This window comes from Marinobacterium sp. YM272, from assembly GCF_050908845.1.
Taxonomy (GTDB): domain Bacteria; phylum Pseudomonadota; class Gammaproteobacteria; order Pseudomonadales; family Balneatricaceae; genus Marinobacterium_D.
Genome location: NZ_CP194171.1, coordinates 2439121 through 2459127, shown reverse-complemented (window position 1 = coordinate 2459127; position 20007 = coordinate 2439121). Strand labels below are relative to the sequence as shown.

The window sequence follows — 20007 nt, the reverse complement described above, 5'->3', positions numbered from 1 at the left end:
CTCGGTAACTATCGCTCAAAACTGTAGATCAGATCCCCGCCACTCGCCTCGGAGCTGTTCTCAGATTCCAGTAGCCAGCGGGTCGTTAAACGATAACGCACCAGGAAGGTGTTTAAGGTATCCCCGAGACCTACGCCGTACTTGATATAGAGGTCCGGCGACAGGTACTTACCGATGTAGAACGAGGTTTCGTCGGCATTATCGCCCGAGGCGAAGCCAAGTTCATCGACATTGAATGTCTCCTGCAAGCGTCCGGCAACCTTGTTGCCACCGGCGAGAGACAGCGCCATCCTCATCATCAGCTCACGCTCGCCGGCGGATGCGGATTCGGGCGGGCGCCCAAGGATCAGGTAGGAGAGTATCTGGTTGTCCGGCATGGCGGGGGTTGAGGTCAACTCCATGTCCGGGTTCCTGAGCGTTCCCGAGACTATCGCTCCGACACTGACATCGTCTATCTCGCGATCAACCCGCAGGTCGAGTCCGGGGTTGGTCAGAGGCCCGCCACTGAACAGGACGCCGCCGCGGGAGATATTTAGCTTCTGACCATAGAGTTCATAGGAACCGCTCGCAACGCCAACCCGGCCGGTACCCCGGGCAACGCCTTTCCCCTGCTGCTGCACTCGCAATGCGCCCTGGAGCAGACCATCGAAACCGAAGGCATCAACGCGTACGTTCTCACCCAGCTCTACCCTGAGATCCACGTCCAGCTCAGGCCCCCGTGACTGGGCATCTCCCTGCCCCTCCTCGACGACCACCAGATCCTGAGAGCGTCTGGCAGCGTTAACCGACGGCTTGGGAGGTTTTATCAGCGCATTGGGAACGGCCAGAACGCCGCCGACGGAGACCCGCTCGGGACTCGCATTCAGCGTCATATCCGGCGACACCTGCACCGATAGTTCAGGCGTGTTCACCGCCTGAAACCCTTCACCCTTGAGTGTCGCTTCAATACGGTTTTGCAAAGGCCAGATCTCACCGTTCAGGGCAAGACTGCCGTCACCACTGCGTACCGAACCACTCAGCAGCAGTTTGTCCGCTGTATTGGCATCACGCAGGTCCAGGGAGATCTCCTGTATACGCACACCGGCCCCGGGCAGCTCAATATCGCCTTCGGACAGATTGAACACGCCTTTCAGCGACGGCTGTGCCGCTGTACCGGCGAGCCGGATATCTGCCCGCGCCTGGCCGGACTGTACAACCACCTCTGAACTGAGCACATTCAGGGCTTTAAGATCGGGTAGCTCCAGCGAAAATTGACCGTCCAACCGGGCGGCTGCCAGCGGGTCCTGCACTTCGACACTGGCATTGAGTGCGCCGGAAAGCTCATGCAGCGGTACGTTCAGCCGTGCACTGGCTTGTTTCTCATTACCCTGGAGATTGATTGCCGCGGTATCGAAACTGAGTGTCAGATCGGTATCGGGTGAGCTGATGGCAGCCTGCGGCAGCTGCAGATCAACTGAATAAACAAGCTGCTCGCCTGCGCTGTTGAAGCGCCCCTCGCCGTTGAGGTAACCACTGATATCAGCGCCCACCGGCAGGTAGGGCTGCGCCAGCAGAAGAGGCAGCTGGGCCAGGTTGAAACGAGCCTGGGCATTGCCAGCCTCGAAACTGCCGTCGGCACAGAGCCTTCCGCTCTGCCCACGCGCCGCCAGGCACAGCTCTCCCAGCCGATAGTTATCGGGGGAGAGCTGGATCGCCGCCGGCTTGTCCAGCGACCAGTGACCGGCCTGTTCCTGGATCAGGTCGAGAACAGCCAGCTGTCCATCGAAGCCCCAGGCGGTTTCATCAAATGACAGCTTACCGTTGAGCTCGGTGTTGAGCCGATTCTCTCCCTGGGCAAGCGACAGGACGGTACGCAGGGCCTGATCCGTCCCTGTAGCGCTGAGGCTGAGTTGATCCAGCGTCTGACCTGCAAGGCTGAGACCGGCCGCCGTCAACTGAATGTTGGCCGGTGACTGCCAGCGGGTATCCAGCGCCACTTGCCCTTCGGCCTCTGCCACCGCGTAGCTTTGCCAGCTCAGTTCAGCGATACCCAGGCTTGCATCCAGCGCCGGCAGTGTCGGGGTGCCGGTGATCTTGCCCCGGGCGTTCACCCGGCCGGATGCATCCGGTATCAACTGTGCAAGCGCGGGCAGATCCAGCGCAAAATCCAGATTCAACTGCTCACCGGCCTGCCCCTCCGTGCTGACACGGGCATCGCCCCAGGACAGAGCCAGTCCATCGATCTGCCAGATACCGTTCTGCAGTGACAGATTGCCGACGCCCGACACGGCCTGCTCACGCAATGTGCCGTCAAGTTGCTCGATACGGGCGGTTATCTGTTGCTGTTCGGCGATCGTCCCGCGGGTAGTCAGCCGGGTGTTGATACTCCCCGGCCAGGCTTTCGCGAAATAAGCCGGATTGATCCCGTCGCTCTCGATGGTCAGATCCCAGCCCGGCTGCGGTTGCCAGGCCGCGGAACCCGCGATATCGGCCTCTCCCTGGGGCCCGCGGGCGTTCAGTTGCAGACTAGCCAGCCCCTGCAGATTACCACTGATCTGACCGGTTACCGCAACCGGCTCTACCGCCGGGGCCTGCAGCGCGATATCAAGGTCAGCGGTGTAATCATTCATCTGCCCCCTGATCGCCAGCGAGCCCTTGGGAGAGCGGGTTTGTGCCTCGGTCTTCAGTGGATAGCCCAGGTTCTGCCAGCTGAGATCCAGCGCCAGCTCCCCTTCGGGGGTTAACGGCGACATGTGACCGGACAGCTCGACCCTCGCCTCACCCTCGCTCTGCACCACACTGAGCGGGGATACCTCGATGCGGTTTTTGTCCGCGGTGGCAGCCAGGGCAAGGGAAACCGGGCCGGTATCCCGCTGGCTAAGAGCCGCATCGAGCTTAAGCTCGGCGCTGTCAAAACTGCCACTGGCATCAAGCGTCGCGCTCAGGTCGCTGACACCGGCGCCAGCGGCTTCAGGGACCAGCGCATTCAGATCGATGCTATCCAGCGTCAGCCCCGCCTCCCATTCAGGGTGTTGCGACAGGATGCCGTTGAGGCGGGCGTCAAGATCGGCCACCAGTGGTCCACGGACCTGCTGTATCAGTGACAGTTTTTCCAGTGGGCCCTCGAGCTTGCCGGCGAGATCGATTGCCGGTCGCCCGGGTAATCTGACCTGTGCCTGAGAGCTCAGTGTCAGCGGATAATCGCCCGCCAGCTTTGCCTGACCGGACAGATCCAGATCGGCCCGGGGCGATCTCAGCCTAAGGCTGTATAGCTCGACGTCACTGCTCTGCGCCGCCACCTTCAGGTTTAAACTCTGCACCAGCGGTTCAGGCTGCCCATCGATGCGAACATCACTGACAGACAGCTGCTCGATCCTGACCGCCAGCGGCAGTCGAAGACTGCCCGGCAGACTGAATGGCTGTGACGCTGGCGCTGGTTCGGGCTCTTGTTCGGTTTCTACCAGCGAAAGCCGCACCCCATCGACAATCAGATGCTGTAATGCCAGTTCTCTGGAGAATAGACGCGATGGCAGCCAGTCCAGCTCCAGGACGGCAATATCGACACCACTGGACTGCGCTGGTCGGTAGCTCAGTCCTTCAAGCCGCAAGGGGCCGGTCAGAGTGCCACTCACCGAGTCCAGCTGCAGCGCCGGCAGCCAACGCCCGGCCAGGTCGAAAACCCAGCGCGTGCCGGTTTCGCTATGGGCGAGAAACGCTAATACCCCCACCGACAATACAAGCAGCAACACGACGGCCAACACCAGGCGCCTCACCCAGCGCAATGTACGCCTCATAAATCAGGCCCCAGGGAGAAGTGCAGACGGATTCCGTCATCATCCAGCGGCTTGGCCAGATCAAGACGCACGGGCCCGATCGGCGATTGCCAGCGGGCGCCCACGCCAACGGCGTTTTTCAGCGGTGTGTCGAGCGAATCAAACGCATTACCGCTGTCCCAGAACACGGCCGCCCGCCACTGCTCGGCGACGGCGTAATCAAACTCGGCGCTGTAGACCTGCAGGTAACGCCCGCCCCGCACATCACCATCATTATCGGCGGGACCCAGCTCTTTGTAGCCGTACCCGCGAACGCTGTTATCACCACCGGCAAAGAAACGGCGTGACGCCGGCATCAGCTCGAAATTTTCCACGGCGGTGGCGCCCACCTCTACACGGCCGAGGAAGCGCCACTTGTCACCCAGGGCCTGTACCACCTTGGCATCCAGTTTTGCCTGCAGAAAACTCAAGTCCGACACCACGTCCTCTTCGGCACCACTGAGCTCGATACCCAGGCGGTACCCCTGGCGCGTGTTCAGACGGTCATCCGCTTTGCTGATCTCCCATCGCACCTCCGGCACCAGCAGCAGTGTGCTCTGCTCTTCGTCACCAAAGGTGAATTTCTCCTGTTCCAAAGCCAGGCCGTAGTTCCAGCTCTGATTGCCCCTGATCCTTTTATCCAGCAGAGCCAGCGACCACTTCTCGGTATCGATGGTGTCGGTTGTTTCCTGTTCGTAGCTCCCGAGCACGGCATAACTGTCGGTCAACGGCTTAACGCCAGGTATGCTGTACTCACTGGTCAGGGTATTGGTGACCTCGGAGAGTTCCAGCTTGGTATCCATACTGTGACCACGGTCATTCACCCAGCGTCGGTTCTGCCGCGCGCTCAAGCGCGCACCGGTATCAGTGCCGTAGCCCACACCAAAACGGTAAGCCGTGCGTTTGTTTTCCCTCATATCCACCTGAACCGGCACCCGATACTGCTCATCGGCGAGATCCCAGCGCGGCTGAACGTCGACCAGCTCGAAGTAGTCGCTATTGATCAGGCCGCGCTGCATCAGGATCAACTCATCACTGCGCACCGGGTCGCCCTCTTCAACGGTCTGATATCGCTTCAGTAACGACTCTCGCACCGGCGACTCGCCGTAATTGACCTGGCTGACGCTATAGCGGGGGCCCGTATCGAATTCGAGTTCGATGCGCGCCTCGTTGCGCTCTGGATAGACCTCTATTCTCGACAGAATAAAGCGCGCTTCGTGAAACCCCTCCTCGGCGGCCAGCTCCAGCAGATCTGCTTTAAGGTTTTCGTACGCCTGCTGATCGAGGGGCTTTCCCTTTGCGACAACCGGTGAGGTCATCAACTCATCAAACAGCTCTGTCTGCCGGCCCTCTCCGTTGAGCTCAAGTCTGGCTTCGGCAATCAGGGTGGGAGGACCGAGATCGACCTCGTAGGTTGCGGCCCAACCGGTTTCGGCCCGCTCCAGGTCCGATGAGATCTCGGGATTGAAATAGCTGTAGGCCTGCAGCGCAGTTTGCAGCTGACTACTTGCTTCACGATGCAGATAACGCACCCTGGCGCGGGAGGCGGTTTCATCATCGGCAAGTGCGGTAATCGACAGGGCACTTTTAAGCGCCTTGGCAAGGTCGTCGTCGACACCGGTAATACGAACCTCCCCAGCGGCCTGGGCCAGCAGGGGTAGAGCGAGAAGCAGGGTGAGACTGCCAACAGGAAGAATTGGGCCAGTGTATTTAGCCAAACCGATCAAACCAGCTTTACCGTCTATTATTGCCCCAGTTTACGCCTACCCGGGGCCTTTTACCGCAGTCCATGGCGGCGGCTTTCGGTTCTCATACGGGATATTCCGTTCGCGTGATCACCGGTCTCCAAGTTTATATCCGGACCGGCACTGAGCACAGACAATCCCAGAAAATATCTTGCTAATGATAATAGTTCGCATTATTATTAGCACAGCTTTGACAGGCTTTCATCGGGTTGAGGTTAGTCCACACAACTAACAGACCCGGTTCACGGTTAGCGCCCGTTCCGGCTATCGGACGGGCGTATTTTTTTACAGCCGGGCTGTCTCCGTCGATAAAAACCGTGCGGAAAACTCAGCCACCGGCACCGGCCGTGACAGATAATACCCCTGACCCAGCTCGCAACCCAGTTTACGGATACATTCAAGCTGCCCGTCGGTTTCCACCCCTTCCGTTATGATCTTCAGTTTCAGCGCATCACTCATATTGACGATCGCCTTAACCAGCGCGCTGTGTGTTTCGTTGGTCTCCACATCGGTCACGAAGGCGCGGTCGATCTTGAGGATATCCAGCGGGAATTTCTGCAGGTAACTCAGCGATGAGAAGCCGGTACCAAAATCGTCGATCGAGAGCAGGCAGCCCTGTTGCTTCAGCTGCAGCATGATCTCCTGGGTCTGATCACTGTTTTCCATCAGCATCGATTCGGTGATCTCCAGGATCAGGTAACCCGGTTTCAGTTTATGGCGCTGGGACACATCCGCCACCAGGCCGGCAAAGCGGTCATTACGCAACTGGTGGCTCGACACGTTCAGGGACAGGTAGATATCGGATTCATAGTCCCGATGCCACTGCGCCAGTTGCCTTGCGCCCTCTTCCAGCACCCAGTCTCCGAGCCTTGCTATTAGCCCGGTCTCTTCCGCCACATCGATGAAGTCACCGGGGTACAGCAGCCCCTTGTCCGGATGATTCATCCTAACCAGGCCTTCAGCGCCTACTACGCTTTGGTCTTCGAGCATGAATACCGGCTGGTAATAGAGCTCGAAATACTCATTATCCAGCGCTTCCCGGATCAGCGATTCCGTATTCACGCGGCGTAGCGTGCGCTCCTCATCTTCCGGCACAAAGATACAGGCACGCCCGCGCCCTTCCGACTTGGCGCGGTACATCGCCAGGTCAGCACACTTGAGCAGCTGATCAGGTGTCGCGTCTTCGCCCCGGTTGATCGCGATCCCCACAGAGGCGGAGATATGCATGGTGCACTGGTCGATCAGGAAGGAGGCCTCGACCTGCTCGATCAACTGCTGCGCCAGCTTCCGCAGGAACGCCTCATCCGTATTGCCGTGCAGCAGCACGGAAAACTCGTCTCCGCCAAGGCGGGCTACATAATCACCGGCCGGAAGGCAGTTCTGAATGCGGTAGCCCGCTGCGCGCAGCAGCTTGTCGCCGGCGTGATGCCCGTAGGTGTCATTGATGTATTTGAACCGGTCCAGGTCGATGAACAGGACTGCCAGCCCATCGCTCTCGGAGGGTTGGCTCTCGAGCTGTTCGCCCAGCAGCATCTTGAACAGGTGGCGGTTCGGCAGCCCGGTGAGGCTATCGAAATTAGCCTGGCGCTCGATGGTATTCAGCGCCTCGTTAAGACTGGTGATATCGGTCATCACTGCCAGCACGCCTTCGCCCCCGGGGTTTGGCGTAGCATCGATACGCATGGAGTGGACATCGCCACTGGCGTGGCGTACCTGCAGATAAAGCTCGGCATTGCGCTTGCGGGCCAGTCGCTCAAGCGCGGTTTCGATAGCGCGCGTCTCCTCGGGCTCCACCACCAGTGAGTTCAGGTTTCGGCCGATAACCTCGTCGGCGGTATAACCGAGGTGCTTCAGCAGGTGATCGCTGACATTTTCAAACACACCGCGTGCTGACAGACTGAACAGCAGGGCCGGTGTCTGCTGGTAGAGATGGCGGAAGCGCGCTTCGTTAAGACGCAGGGAATGGTGTTTCGCATCGACTTCAGCGAGCAGGTCATTATAGGCATGGATGATGATACCGAATTCGTCATTGGGCACCCGGCTGCCGACGCGCACGAACTCGCCGCTGCTGCGGGACCGTTCGATGGCTGACAGGAGTTGCCGCAGGGGACGGTTGATAAAGCGGACCTGGAAGAACAGCATGGCCAGCGCCGACAACAGGACGATCAGCACCAGGGTGATCACCATATCGTCATAGATGCTTCTTTCCTGGGCAGCGAGACTCTGCCCACTGACTTCGGCGACAAGCCAGCCGGCCCTGGTTTCGCTGTTAAACGTTTCCGGTACCGGAACAACAATCCGCCCCGCCACCTGGACCTTGCCGTAATCGGGAGACTCCAGGTTAACGATGCGGTGCACATCGCGATCAAGTACCTCAACCCTGAGGACATCGGGCTCTTCCAGCAACAGGTTGAGCTGTCGGATCATCTGGTCACGTTCGGCCCGGGCTACATCATCGGCGAGAATATCGGCAAACTGCCGCAGGCGGTCAAAGCGCTCATCCAGTTGATAGCGAAAGGCGTGGCGTGCATCGGCAGACTTGTAGAGTGCTCCCCCGCCAAGCACCAGCAGAGAGCAAACCATCAGCAGTAGTGCCAGCTTTAGATGAACCGGAAATCGCGGTTTAACTTCGCTAAAAGAGGACATCCCTGTAAATCCCCTCGCCTCTTCAGGACGGCTATTCATCATCGGTAACGGTTGCGCCCGGCGCAATAGCGTAACGCAAGCGCAGAATAAGGCATTTTATTCGCATCTCATCGGATCCCGTTTTTATACTTTTTACTTCAATCCGGTCTGATCGACACACGCAAATCCCTGGTGGGTCGATCAGTTTGATGATGCGGGGCGGTGGGGTAAATTACAACCATCCCTTGGTATTGGGCCGGGAGGTTAACTGTTGCCTGCACCGCTCGCGTGTAGCTGCAACTGTCAGGCAACATTGAAGGTCTATCGACCTGTTCGTGGCTTGCTTAATCCAGCATGCCCTGCTTTACGATAAACCCGATAATATCCTCAAGCCCCTTACCCTCTTTGAGGTTGGTAAATACGAAGGGGCGTTCGCCACGCATCCGTTTCGTATCCGCTTCCATCACCGCCAGATCCGCCCCGACGTAGGGCGCCAGGTCGATCTTGTTGATCACCAGCAGGTCGGATTTGGTGATGCCCGGGCCACCTTTACGCGGAATCTTCTCCCCTTCGGCCACATCGATCACGTAGATGCACAGATCAGCCAGTTCGGGACTGAAGGTGGCACTCAGGTTGTCGCCACCACTTTCGACGAAGACAACATCCAGATCCCCATGCAGCCTGGCAAGATCCTCCACCGCGGCCAGGTTCATTGACGCATCTTCACGAATCGCCGTATGCGGACATCCGCCCGTTTCAACACCTACAATCCGGTCCACCGGCAGGGCTTCGGCCCGAGTGAGGATCTTTGCATCCTCCTGGGTATAGATATCGTTGGTAACCACGGCGATGCTGTAGTCATCCCGGATCGCCTTACACAACACTTCGAGCAGCGCGGTTTTGCCCGAACCGACCGGGCCACCGATACCGACACGCAGGGGCGCCTTGTAATCACTCATAAAAATTCGTTTCCTTATTTATCAAGAACGGAACAACCGGGAATACTGGGTTTCATGCCTGGAACTGGCGATCGCCAGCGCTGGTGTTGAACTGCCGATCTGCCAATCCTCCAGCAACCGCGCCTTATCGATCAGGTCCGGCAGGCGTGCGGAGACGCGCAGCAGTATCTGCTGCCCTGCGGTCTGTCCGAGGGGAACGAGCTTCACCCCTGCCATCACGGCATTTTCCAGCCAGCTCCACAGATACCCCCGGCTCAGGCTGATGCTGTCTATTTCCCAGGCACGGGCTGCCAGAGCCATCCCCGCCAGCTGGGTTTTAGCCAGGTGACTGCGTAGAGATTCCGGCACACTGACATCAAGCGCCGGCAACAGACGCAGCAGTGCCTGGGCACGCTGGCGCTCTTCAGCACGCAGCTCCGAAGTTTCGCGGCTGGCCATGAGAAACCCGCACCACTCTTTAACCCTGGCTTCATCAACATTGGCGTCATCGCTCTGATTCAGGGCCTGGCACAACCGCAGCAGCACAGGCACCTCAAGACTGGCGACGCTATGATCCAGCACCGACAGAAGCCACTCCTCCAGACTGGCCGCATCGTTGACCCAACCGCATTCGATCGCCCACTCCAGGCCCTGGGAATAGGTAAACGCCCCAACCGGCAGGGCCGGGCTGATCAGTTGGTACAGGCGCAGTTCCGGCAGCACGGAGATCAGTCCTGTACGCGAGCCGAAGCCTGACGCGCCTGAGCGCGTTTCCGGGCGCTACGACGCACCCAGCTGACACAACCGATCAGTGCAGCACCGGCAACTACAATCGCCAGATGATCCGGTTCGGTTACAACGTGCATCAGCTCTTTGAAGAACGCACCGCCATGTTCGCCTTCGTGGGCAAATGCAGCGCCCGGCGCCAGAGCCAGTGCAGCGGTCAGAGAGTGAGTATTAAAAAGTTTGCGCATGGAAATCTATCTCCTGATTGTGCTGTTCAGACATTCTTTTCGGCTTAATGACTATGGGATTCGTGATCATGATGGTGATGATGGCCATGGCCTTCGCTGGCATAGGCACCCGCCTCGGGTTCAAAAGGTGCCTGCTCGGCAACCACCTCGGCACCGAGCCCACGCACCATGTCATCAAGCACATGATCGTGCTGGTAACGCACCATCCCTTCAGCGATCTGCAGTGGGACATGGCGGTTACCCAGATGATAGGCGCAGCGGGTCAGCAGAAGCGGATCACTGCAGCGTACCGTCGATACCGACTCGGGCGCCGCAACCACTTCGATCACCTCGCCACACTCACTGAGGAGCTGGTCTCCGCCGCGGAGGATCAAACCACGGGGCAGGAACAAGCCGGCTTCCCGGCCATCTTCGAGTTCGACCCTGAGACGGCTGCGGATGCGTGAATCTATGGGCAGACAGAGTTTCGCCGCCGCTTCCCGCTTTGAATCCAGTTTAGAAACCAGTCTTAACATTTTGTTTTAAAACCTTTTACAGTCAATATTTCTATCATCAGAACAGGTAGTACCGCTGCGCCATCGGCAGTTCCGTGGCCGGCTCACAGACCAGCAGTTCACCATCGGCCCTAACCTCGTAGGTCTGGGAGTCCACCTCGATCTTCGGCTGATAGCTGTTCAGCACCATCTTGTCCTTGGTCACGGTACGACAGTCGCGTACCTCGCCTATCAGGCTTTCAAGGCCCAGCTCGCTCGGTATGCCCGCGGCCAGTGCCGCCTGGGACATAAACAGCATGGAGGTACTCTGGACAGCGCGTCCGAAGCTGCCAAACATCGGGCGATAGTGCACCGGCTGTGGCGTGGGGATGGAGGCGTTGGGATCGCCCATCGGCGCCACCGCAATCATGCCGCCCTTCAGTACCATGCTTGGCTTGGTGCCGAAAAATGCCGGTTTCCACAGCACCAGGTCCGCCAGTTTGCCCACTTCGATCGAGCCCACTTCATGGGCGATACCGTGGGTCAGCGCCGGGTTGATGGTGTATTTGGCGATATAACGCTTGATACGGTTGTTGTCGTTACGCTCGGAATCACCGCTCAGCGCACCGCGCTGCACCTTCATTTTGTGGGCGGTCTGCCAGGTACGGGTGATCACCTCGCCGACACGGCCCATGGCCTGGGAGTCGGAGGAGATCATCGAGAAGGCACCCAGATCGTGCAGGATATCCTCCGCGGCGATGGTTTCGCGGCGAATACGGGATTCAGCAAACGCCACATCTTCAGCGATGGACGGGTCCAGGTGGTGACAAACCATCAGCATATCGAGATGCTCGTCGATGGTGTTCACCGTATAGGGACGGGTCGGATTGGTCGACGACGGCAGAATATTGGCTTCACCGGCGGCCTTGATGATATCCGGCGCGTGTCCACCGCCAGCACCCTCGGTGTGGTAGGTATGAATGACACGTCCGTCGATCGCATCGAGTGTAGCCTCAACGAAGCCCGCTTCGTTCAGCGTATCGGTATGAATCGCGACCTGTACATCCATCTCATCGGCCACGCTCAGGCAGCAGTCGATGGCTGCCGGGGTGGTGCCCCAGTCCTCGTGAAGCTTGAGACCAATCGCCCCTGCCTCGATCTGCTCGCGCAGCCCCTCGGGTTTACTGGCGTTACCCTTGCCAAGAAAGCCCAGGTTGATCGGCAGCGAGTCTGCCGCTTCGAGCATGCGGTGGATGTACCAGGGTCCCGGCGTACAGGTGGTGGCGTTGGTACCCGTAGCAGGCCCCGTTCCGCCGCCCAGCATCGTGGTGACGCCTGAGCATAGCGCCTCGTCGATCTGCTGCGGACAGATAAAGTGAATATGGGAATCGATACCACCAGCGGTCAGGATCTGACCCTCGCCGGCGATCACCTCGGTACCCGGGCCGATCGCAATTTCCACATCGGGCTGCACATCCGGGTTACCTGCCTTGCCAATCGCCGCGATGCGTCCGCTCTTGACCCCCACGTCGGCTTTGACGATGCCCCAGTGATCCACAATCAGAGCATTGGTAATCACCAGGTCCATGGTACGGCTGCTCGGACGCTGGCCCTGACCCATGCCGTCACGAATCACCTTGCCGCCGCCGAACTTCACTTCTTCACCGTAGGTGGTGTAATCGCGCTCCACCTCGAGCAGCAGTTCGGTATCCGCCAGCCGCACACGGTCGCCGGTGGTCGGACCAAACATCTCCGCGTAAGCGCGTCTAGAAATCTTTGCCATGTTTCAACTCCTTCTTAACGCGGACGCTCAGAGCGCACCCATCACCCGTCCCTGGAAACCATACACCTCGCGGGAACCGGCATAGGCCACCAGTTCAACGCTGCGGCTCTGACCCGGTTCGAAACGCACGGCAGTGCCGGCCGCAATATTGAGGCGAAAGCCTCGCGCTTTTTCGCGGTCAAACTGGAGTGCATCGTTGACTTCGTAAAAGTGGTAGTGAGATCCAACCTGAACCGGGCGATCACCGGTATTGGCCACCTCGACAACCAGGGTCTCCCGCCCGACGTTCAACTCGATATCGCCAGGTTCGGCTAAGATTTCTCCGGGTTTCATCGGTGCTCTCCTCAGACGATCGGTTCGTGTACGGTCACCAGCTTGGTGCCATCGGGAAAAGTCGCTTCGACCTGGACTTCGTCGACCATATCGGCAACACCATCCATCACGTCATCCGCGCTCAGCAGCGTACGGCCGTAATCCATCAGTTCGGCCACGCTGCGGCCATCACGGGCGCCCTCGAGGATAGCCGCACTGATATAGGCTACCGCCTCGGGATAGTTCAGCTTGAGACCGCGCTCCTTACGCCGTTCCGCCAACAGTGCCGCCGTAAACAGCAACAGCTTGTCTTTTTCTCTCGGTGACAGCTCCATGATCGTCCTCTTGAGTCGGGGGTGGCGATGCGCCACCCAAACATCGTCATTAGCCTGAAGCAAGGGTGCTGCAGGTGAATCAGCCTTAGCCCGGCCTGGCCGCACCTGTTAGCGCATCTGCCGGGCTGCTACCTTTTACAGGCTAGCTGCACTGCGGGCTTGAAAGCAATATACATTCCAAATCAATATGATAGCTTGAATTCGGAAAGTTTTTCTCGTTTATTTGGCTGCCACCCGGCCGTGAATACGAATACGGCTGACGCCGCCATCCGGAAACAGGTTCAGCCGCAGGTGGGTAACCGGGCCTGCAATCTCGCCATCGGGCGCAAACCGGTGAACGGAGTCGGCCGCCATCGACTGGGGCGACAGCAGTTCCTGCCAGAACATACTCTGTGTCACCAACGCCTCGTCACTGACCGGAGGCATACAGGCGGCCTGCAGTGAACACTTGTCAGGGAAGTTGCCCTTGAAGAAGGCCGTATCAATTTCAATCTCGTCCACGAAACAGGGTGCGGCCAGTTCAATAAGACACCAGTCGTTACCGGGTTCACGGCGGCGGCGCGTTTCCCAGCCATCACCCATATTGACGCCAGGCGCGGGCATCAGAATTTTGTTGGGGTGACCATAGTGAGAGTCATTCCAGGCCACGACACGCGCGCCCAGCTCCCGGGCGGCAAGGTTCAGTTTCGCCCCCTCGGCCAACACAGACGATGGCTTGCCGTAAACCACCAGGCGCGCCACACCGCCATCCGGCAGGATGTTAAGGCGAACATGGGTCCAGACACCCTCTGTCTCTGCCGCTACCAGGTGATGCTGATCCGGTCCCAGGCTTACCGGTCCGGTTAACGCCACCCACTCGGTGTTTTCATCCGGATCGGCATCCGGCAGATAACAGGCCTCAATCATGGCGCCAGGCGGGTAGTTCCCGGTAAAGAAACTGGTATCGATATCAAAGCCCTGAATATGTCCGGTTACGCCAAGGCGCAGTACACACCAGTCATGGCCATTGCCACGTTTGCGGCGGCTTTCCCAACCGTCCATCCACTTGCCGTGATCATCGTACCGATCCGGGTAGAACCTCGGCGGTTCAGCACTGATCATCCGCTCCGCAGGGGCGAAAAACTGATCGCTGACCGCGACTATTGCTGTACCCAGCCCGCTATCGGCCAGATTTAGTGCGCCTTCGGCAAATGTTGGCAAAACCTCAACCGGTTTCCCTTCGATGTATTCCACGCCCCATTCCTCTTTTTTAAGAAAAGATAGTTCAGTGTGCGCCCGTTGCACGGTCTAACTTTGAAACGATGCGCACCACTCTTTGTTTCACTTAAGCACTTACTGCAACATTTGATCCAACTAAGAACCATTGTGCAGAGGACGCGAAATTCGGTTTATGAGGCGTTGAGAATGGCGCAATAAGCGCACCATCTTTGTGCGCTACGGCATGATGCTAGTCTATTTTGGGGCAACCCAGGCTGAGTTCATCGAGCTCTGAATACTTCAAACTGATGCGGGCAATGCGTTCTCGCCCCGGCTCCAGAGCCTGGTGCAGCAGACGGTTAACCAGCAGCGTGATAAGGCACATCGGCGCCGCGTAACTGTCGAACGCAGCCAGCGAATCCACCGGGACTTCCAGCCACCAGTCGGCATGAGAAGATGCACCTGCCAGGGAGCTATCGCCAATGAGTGCCACCTGAGCATCGGCACGACAGAGATCGCGCAGCAGCGCATCAAATCCCGCCGGGCGGCGCCGAAAGCCAAACAGCACTACCAGATCATCGCCTGACAGATCGCTGAGTTCTTCACCGAGTGTCTGCCCCGGCGTGGGTAACAGATGAACGTTGCTGCGCACCTGTATCAACTGCTGACGCAGATGGAGCGCAATCGGATAGCTGTTCCGGAAACCTATCACCTGTACCCGGCGGGCGCTCAATAGCGCCTTGACCAGGGCTTCCATCCCCTCCCGGTCGAGATTCTGGAACATTCGGTGCAGGTTTTGTTCTTCCTGGCGCAGATGATCATCGAAGGCCACTACACCGTTGCGCTCATCCGACACCGGCACTCCCTGATGTCGCAACTGGCGGGCCAGGGTGCGGCCTTCACGGAACGAGGAGAAGCCAAGCCGCTTGAACAGACGGCTGACGGTCGCCTTGGACACCTGACACATCCGCGCCAGTTCAGCGGTGTTGAATAGTGCAAGATCCTGAGGATGAGCAAGAATAAAGTCGGCCAACAGGCGCTCACTGGGCGTCAATTGATCGTACTGTTCACGCAGTTTCTGGTCGATTGTTTCATCTGACACGGTTATCTGTTTCCTGTAGGGAAATACCGGAAAAGTGGTTAGTCGCTCTATACTAACCCGGCTTCTCTAAAGGCTTAAACCCGAAAACAGCGGTGGTTAATGCAAGATAACGCCTATCTCCGATCCTCCAGCGTTCGAAAAAGGAGCCCCTAATGAACGACAGCAACTACCCCAGAGACCTTCGCGGTTATGGCGCGAACCCACCCCGCGCCAACTGGCCTGGCGGGGCACGACTCGCCGTTCAGTTCGTTCTCAACTACGAGGAAGGCGGTGAAAACTGCGTCCTGCACGGGGACAGCCACGCGGAAACCTTCCTCTCTGAAATGGCCGGCGCACAGCCCTACCCGGACCGGCATCTGAGCATGGAATCGATCTACGAATACGGTTCGCGCGTGGGTGTCTGGCGCATCCTGCAGGAATTCGAGGGCCGCAATCTGCCGCTGACGATCTTTGGCGTCGCTTCTGCCCTGGCGCGTAACCCGGAGGTCACCCAGGCGTTTATCGACAAGGGCCACGAGATCGCTAGTCACGGCCTGCGCTGGATTCATTATCAGGAAACCCCCATAGAGACGGAGCGTGAGCACCTGCGGGAGGCGATGCGTATCATCACCGAACTGACCGGCACCACACCACTGGGCTGGTATACCGGCCGGGATTCACCCAACACCCGCCAACTGGTGGTCGAGCATGGCGGTATTCTGTATGACTCCGATTATTACGGTGATGATCTGCCGTTCTGGACACCGGTGACTCTGCGTACCGGCGAAGTGAAAAACCACCTGATTGTGCCCTATACCCTGGATTGCAACGACATGCGCTTTGCCTCGTCCCAGGGCTTTTCCGATGGCGACGATTTCTTCAATTATCTGCGAGACTCCTTCGATGTGCTTTACGCCGAAAGCGCGCAACACCCGCGCATGATGTCGATCGGTCTGCACTGTCGGCTGGTAGGTCGTCCCGGGCGATTCCGGGCGCTGCAGCGATTCCTTGATCACATTCAGCACCACCCGGATATCTGGATCACCCGGAGGGTGGATATAGCACGACACTGGATCAGCGAGCATCCGCCGCAAGCAGACTAGCCCTGTATCAACAATATATTCGACCCGTATTAGAGACAATTATATGTTTAATTCAACAACAAACCATCAGTAACAAACGCTATAAAACCCTAAACGAGACAAGGAATTGGCGTGTTTGTTGCTGGGGTACCTGGCAATAAAAACGCCATCTGCCGGCAGGAGAGCCCAGCGTGTCTAACCAAGAAGCGTTCAATGCGATCTGGCTGTTATTGTCAGCCGTTTTGGTCCTGGTTATGCAGATCGGCTTTCTATGTCTCGAGTCTGGCCTTACCCGCAGCAAAAACGCCATCAATGTTGCACTGAAAAACGCCTTCGACCTGTTGGTGACCACCGCCCTTTTCTGGCTGGTCGGCTTCAGTCTGATGTTCGGCGTCTGGAACGGCCTCTCGCCAGAAACCGCCCTGTTTGCCGCCGATTTCACCCAACTTGGCTTCTGGGACGCCTGTTTTTTCATTTTTCAGCTCACCTTCTGCGCCACGGCGGCCACCATTGTTTCCGGCGCTATTGCAGAGCGTACCCGCTTCACCACGTACATCATTATCACCGCGTTGATCGCGGTACTGATCTACCCGCTGTTCGGTCATATCGCCTGGGGCGGCGCTCTGCACGGCCCCGCCGGCTGGCTGGCCGCCGAGGGCTTCGTCGACTTCGCCGGCAGTACCGTGGTGCACAGCCTGGGAGGCTGGGTGGCGCTGGCGGCCATTATCGTGGTGGGGCCGCGCAAAGGCCGTTTTGTCAATGGCAGGGTCGTCTCCATTCCCAGCAGTAACCTGCCTTTCGCCATGCTTGGCATGATGTTTTTTGTCGTCGGCTGGATCGGCTTCAATGGCGGCAGCACCCTGGAGTTTTCCCGTGATATCCCGAGCATCATCGTCAACACCCTGATCGCCGCGACGGTGGCTGGCATCACCGGCATGGCACTTGGCCAGTGGCAATACAAACGCCAGACACCCCAGTTAACCATCAACGGCACACTGGCCGGGCTTGTCGCCATTACCGCCGGCTGCCACGCGGTGACAACGCTGGAAGCCGCCTTTATCGGGGCGGTCGGGGCGCTGTGCATGCTGGCCACCGAACTGCTACTGGAAAGGCTCAAACTGGACGATGCCATTTCTGCCACCCCGGTCCATCTGAGTGCCGGTATCTGGGGTACCCTCGCCGTCGGCATCTTCGGTGAACCGGCGATTCTCGGCACCGGCCTCGACCGGCCGGAACAGATCCTGGCGCAGCTCAAGGGGATTCTGATCTGCGCCGCCTGGGCCTTTCCGCTCACCCTTCTGTTCCTGCTGCTGATACGCAGGTTTATCCCGCTGCGCGTATCCGATGATGCCGAACTCGAGGGTCTGAACAGCTCCGAACATGGCGCAACCACCGAGCTTTCGGACCTGCTGAACGCCATGAATGAGCAGGAGCAGACCGGAGATACGGAACGCAAAATGCCGGTCGAGCCGTTTACCGAAGTAGGTCAGATCGCCAGCAAATACAACCAGGTAATGGGCAAGCTTAACCGTGCCATGAGTCGCACCCGGCTTATTCTGCGCGATATGCAGGATGGTGTTATCACCTTCAGCGATCAGGGCTTGATTACCAGCGCAAACCCCGGTGCGGCGACTATTTTCGGCCATTCACTGGAGCAGTTCACTGGCCGGCACATCGCCGACCTGCTCCACGATGAGTGTCTGAAGCTCTATCCACGTACGCCATTGAAACAACTCCTGCCGCTGATCGCATCGAGTCAGAACGAGGGGCCGCACGAACTGATCGGCCGCACCCGCGCAGGTGAACCGATCACGATCGAAGTCACCACCTCTGCCAGCCCAACCGCCGAAGGCGTGCAGTACAGTGCCGTGATCCGCGATATCGGCGAACGTAAGCGGATGGAAGAACGGCTGCACCGTCATTCGCAACTGGCCCAGGTGACGCTCGAGGCGATCACCGAAGCGGTGATCACCTGTGATGAGCGGATGAATACCGTTTACCTGAACCCGATCGCACAAAGCTTGACCGGCAACCGGACCGAAGAGGTCTACGGTGAACCGATCGATCTGGTAGTGCGACTGCAAAGCATGGAGGGCGACAACATCTCCATCGGGGCGCTCTGCCGCGACAGCACACCGGCCGGCGAATACCGCCAGCTGAGCCTGATCGGCGCCGACGGTCAGCGCGCCCGGGTACAGCTCAACTGCGCGCCGCTGCACGACAAGGACGGCCACAGCGTCGGTTGGGTTGTCGCGATGCAGGACATTACCCGTAACAGCGAACTGCAGCAGCAGCTCACTTTTCAGGCGGTACACGATGCACTCACCGGCCTGCTCAACCGGCGTGAGTTCGAGCGCCGCCTGGACCAGTTGATCGTCTCCGCACGCAAGGACAACAGTGAACACCTGATCTGCTACCTGGACCTGGATCAGTTCAAGCTGGTCAACGATACCTGCGGTCACCGCGCCGGCGATACGCTGCTGCGCCAGCTCTCCCAGACACTCAAGCCCCTGCTCAGACAGCAGGACACCTTTGCCCGTCTCGGCGGCGACGAATTTGGTGTACTGCTGGCAAATTGCCCCGTGGGCCCCGGACTGGAGATCGCTGACAACCTGCGCCAGGCGGTGAAGGAGTTTCGCTTTCCATGGGAGGGACAGGTGTTTTCGGTGGGTGTCAGCATCGGACTGGTACCCTTCGGGGCCGATGCGCTGTCGCTGGATGAGCTGCTGAGTCTGGCGGACTCCGCCTGCTACGCGGCCAAAGACGCGGGCCGCAACCGCGTTCAGCTGTACGAAACCGATGACAATGAGCTGAACTTCCGCAAGGGACAGATGCAGTGGGCCTCGCATATTCAGCAGGCGATCGATTGTGACCAGTTCCGGCTCTATTTCCAGACCATCGAGCCGCTGGAGAGCAATGGCGATGACATTCCGCACATCGAAATTTTTATCCGCATGCTCGATGCGGATGGCGAACTGGTACCGCCGGGTGCATTTGTGCCCGCCGCCGAACGTTATGACCTGATGCCACAGGTGGACCAGTGGGTGGTACGCAACACCCTGGCCTGGCTCGGCGATCGCCTGCATGCGGGTAACGGAAATATCCAGTGCGCCATCAACCTGTCCGGCGCGTCCATCGGCTCCCCCGAATGTCTTGCCACCATCAAGGAGCATATCGCCCGCCATGACATCCCGCCGCAGCTGCTCTGCTTCGAAATAACCGAGACCGCCGCCATGTCGGATCCCGACGCGGCCCGTGCCTTTATCGAAGAGCTGCGCAGCATCGGCTGCCACTTTGCGCTGGACGACTTTGGCAGTGGCCTGTCGTCGTTCGGCTATCTCAAGCGCCTGCCGGTGGATTATCTGAAGATCGACGGTATCTTCGTGCGCGACATGAGCAACAACGAGATCGATCAGGCAATGGTGGCCTCAATCAACCATATCGCCCACATCATGGGCCTGAAAACCGTCGCCGAGTTTGTCGAGGACCAGGCCACACGCGACCTGCTTGGCGATATCGGTGTCGACTTTGTGCAGGGGTATCTGGTCAGCAAACCCGCACCGCTGGAGCAGCTGGGCCGTGTCCGCGTGATGCCGCGATAACGGGCAGCAGAACCGCTGTAACGGGGCAGAAACCTTTCCTTAATACAATGCGCCGGCGTTCAGAGATAT

The 20007-nt window shown here is 58.7% G+C and carries 14 protein-coding genes; 2 read left to right on the top strand and 12 right to left on the bottom strand.

The window, feature by feature from the left end:
* Nucleotides 1–8: 8 nt before the first annotated feature.
* The 12 genes from ACQUQP_RS10995 to ACQUQP_RS10940 all read right to left on the bottom strand — a co-directional run bounded on the left by ACQUQP_RS10995 (nucleotide 9) and on the right by ACQUQP_RS10940 (nucleotide 15275).
* Entirely contained in the window at nucleotides 9–3773 is a 3765-nt protein-coding gene (locus tag ACQUQP_RS10995) for a translocation/assembly module TamB domain-containing protein (RefSeq protein ID WP_432695076.1), read from the bottom strand.
* Nucleotides 3770–5509, bottom strand: coding sequence for an autotransporter assembly complex protein TamA (locus ACQUQP_RS10990; RefSeq protein ID WP_432695075.1), 1740 nt, complete (start codon nucleotides 5507–5509; stop codon nucleotides 3770–3772). Before ACQUQP_RS10990 ends, ACQUQP_RS10995 begins: the two co-directional genes overlap by 4 nt.
* A gap of 312 nt (nucleotides 5510–5821) precedes the next feature.
* On the bottom strand, nucleotides 5822–8182 hold the full coding sequence (locus ACQUQP_RS10985; RefSeq protein ID WP_432695074.1) for a putative bifunctional diguanylate cyclase/phosphodiesterase: 2361 nt from the start codon (nucleotides 8180–8182) through the stop codon (nucleotides 5822–5824).
* A 323-nt stretch (nucleotides 8183–8505) separates the two neighbouring features.
* The gene (gene ureG, locus ACQUQP_RS10980) at nucleotides 8506–9120 is read right to left on the bottom strand and encodes an urease accessory protein UreG (protein ID WP_432695073.1); all 615 of its coding nucleotides are present in this window, start codon (nucleotides 9118–9120) and stop codon (nucleotides 8506–8508) included.
* Nucleotides 9121–9141: 21 nt separating this feature from the next.
* Nucleotides 9142–9822 (bottom strand): urease accessory protein UreF, encoded by a 681-nt coding sequence (locus ACQUQP_RS10975; RefSeq protein WP_432695072.1) that lies wholly within the window; start codon nucleotides 9820–9822, stop codon nucleotides 9142–9144.
* A gap of 5 nt (nucleotides 9823–9827) precedes the next feature.
* Nucleotides 9828–10073: a HupE/UreJ family protein gene (locus tag ACQUQP_RS10970; protein ID WP_432695071.1), complete on the bottom strand. Its 246-nt coding sequence runs from the start codon at nucleotides 10071–10073 to the stop codon at nucleotides 9828–9830.
* 44 nt (nucleotides 10074–10117) lie between these two features.
* On the bottom strand, nucleotides 10118–10588 hold the full coding sequence (gene ureE, locus ACQUQP_RS10965; protein WP_432695070.1) for an urease accessory protein UreE: 471 nt from the start codon (nucleotides 10586–10588) through the stop codon (nucleotides 10118–10120).
* Between the two features lie 37 nt (nucleotides 10589–10625).
* On the bottom strand, nucleotides 10626–12329 hold the full coding sequence (gene ureC / locus ACQUQP_RS10960; protein WP_432695069.1) for an urease subunit alpha: 1704 nt from the start codon (nucleotides 12327–12329) through the stop codon (nucleotides 10626–10628).
* A gap of 27 nt (nucleotides 12330–12356) precedes the next feature.
* Complete coding sequence (locus ACQUQP_RS10955; RefSeq protein ID WP_432695068.1) at nucleotides 12357–12662, bottom strand: urease subunit beta; 306 nt, start codon at nucleotides 12660–12662, stop codon at nucleotides 12357–12359.
* Between the two features lie 11 nt (nucleotides 12663–12673).
* Nucleotides 12674–12976 carry an urease subunit gamma gene (gene ureA / locus ACQUQP_RS10950; RefSeq protein ID WP_432695067.1) on the bottom strand — a complete coding sequence of 101 codons (303 nt, stop codon included), beginning with the start codon at nucleotides 12974–12976 and terminating at the stop codon, nucleotides 12674–12676.
* 219 nt (nucleotides 12977–13195) lie between these two features.
* Nucleotides 13196–14209, bottom strand: a complete 1014-nt coding sequence (gene alc, locus ACQUQP_RS10945; RefSeq protein ID WP_432695066.1) for an allantoicase — start codon at nucleotides 14207–14209, stop codon at nucleotides 13196–13198.
* Between the two features lie 214 nt (nucleotides 14210–14423).
* A complete protein-coding gene (locus ACQUQP_RS10940; RefSeq protein WP_432695065.1) occupies nucleotides 14424–15275 on the bottom strand; it encodes a MurR/RpiR family transcriptional regulator in 852 nt (283 codons plus the stop codon).
* 152 nt (nucleotides 15276–15427) lie between these two features.
* Here ACQUQP_RS10940 and puuE point away from each other — a divergent pair, with 152 nt between their 5' ends.
* Nucleotides 15428–16357 (top strand): allantoinase PuuE, encoded by a 930-nt coding sequence (gene puuE, locus ACQUQP_RS10935; protein WP_432695064.1) that lies wholly within the window; start codon nucleotides 15428–15430, stop codon nucleotides 16355–16357.
* 170 nt (nucleotides 16358–16527) lie between these two features.
* Nucleotides 16528–19938: an ammonium transporter gene (gene amt, locus ACQUQP_RS10930; protein ID WP_432695063.1), complete on the top strand. Its 3411-nt coding sequence runs from the start codon at nucleotides 16528–16530 to the stop codon at nucleotides 19936–19938.
* The last annotated feature ends 69 nt before the right edge of the window (nucleotides 19939–20007 follow it).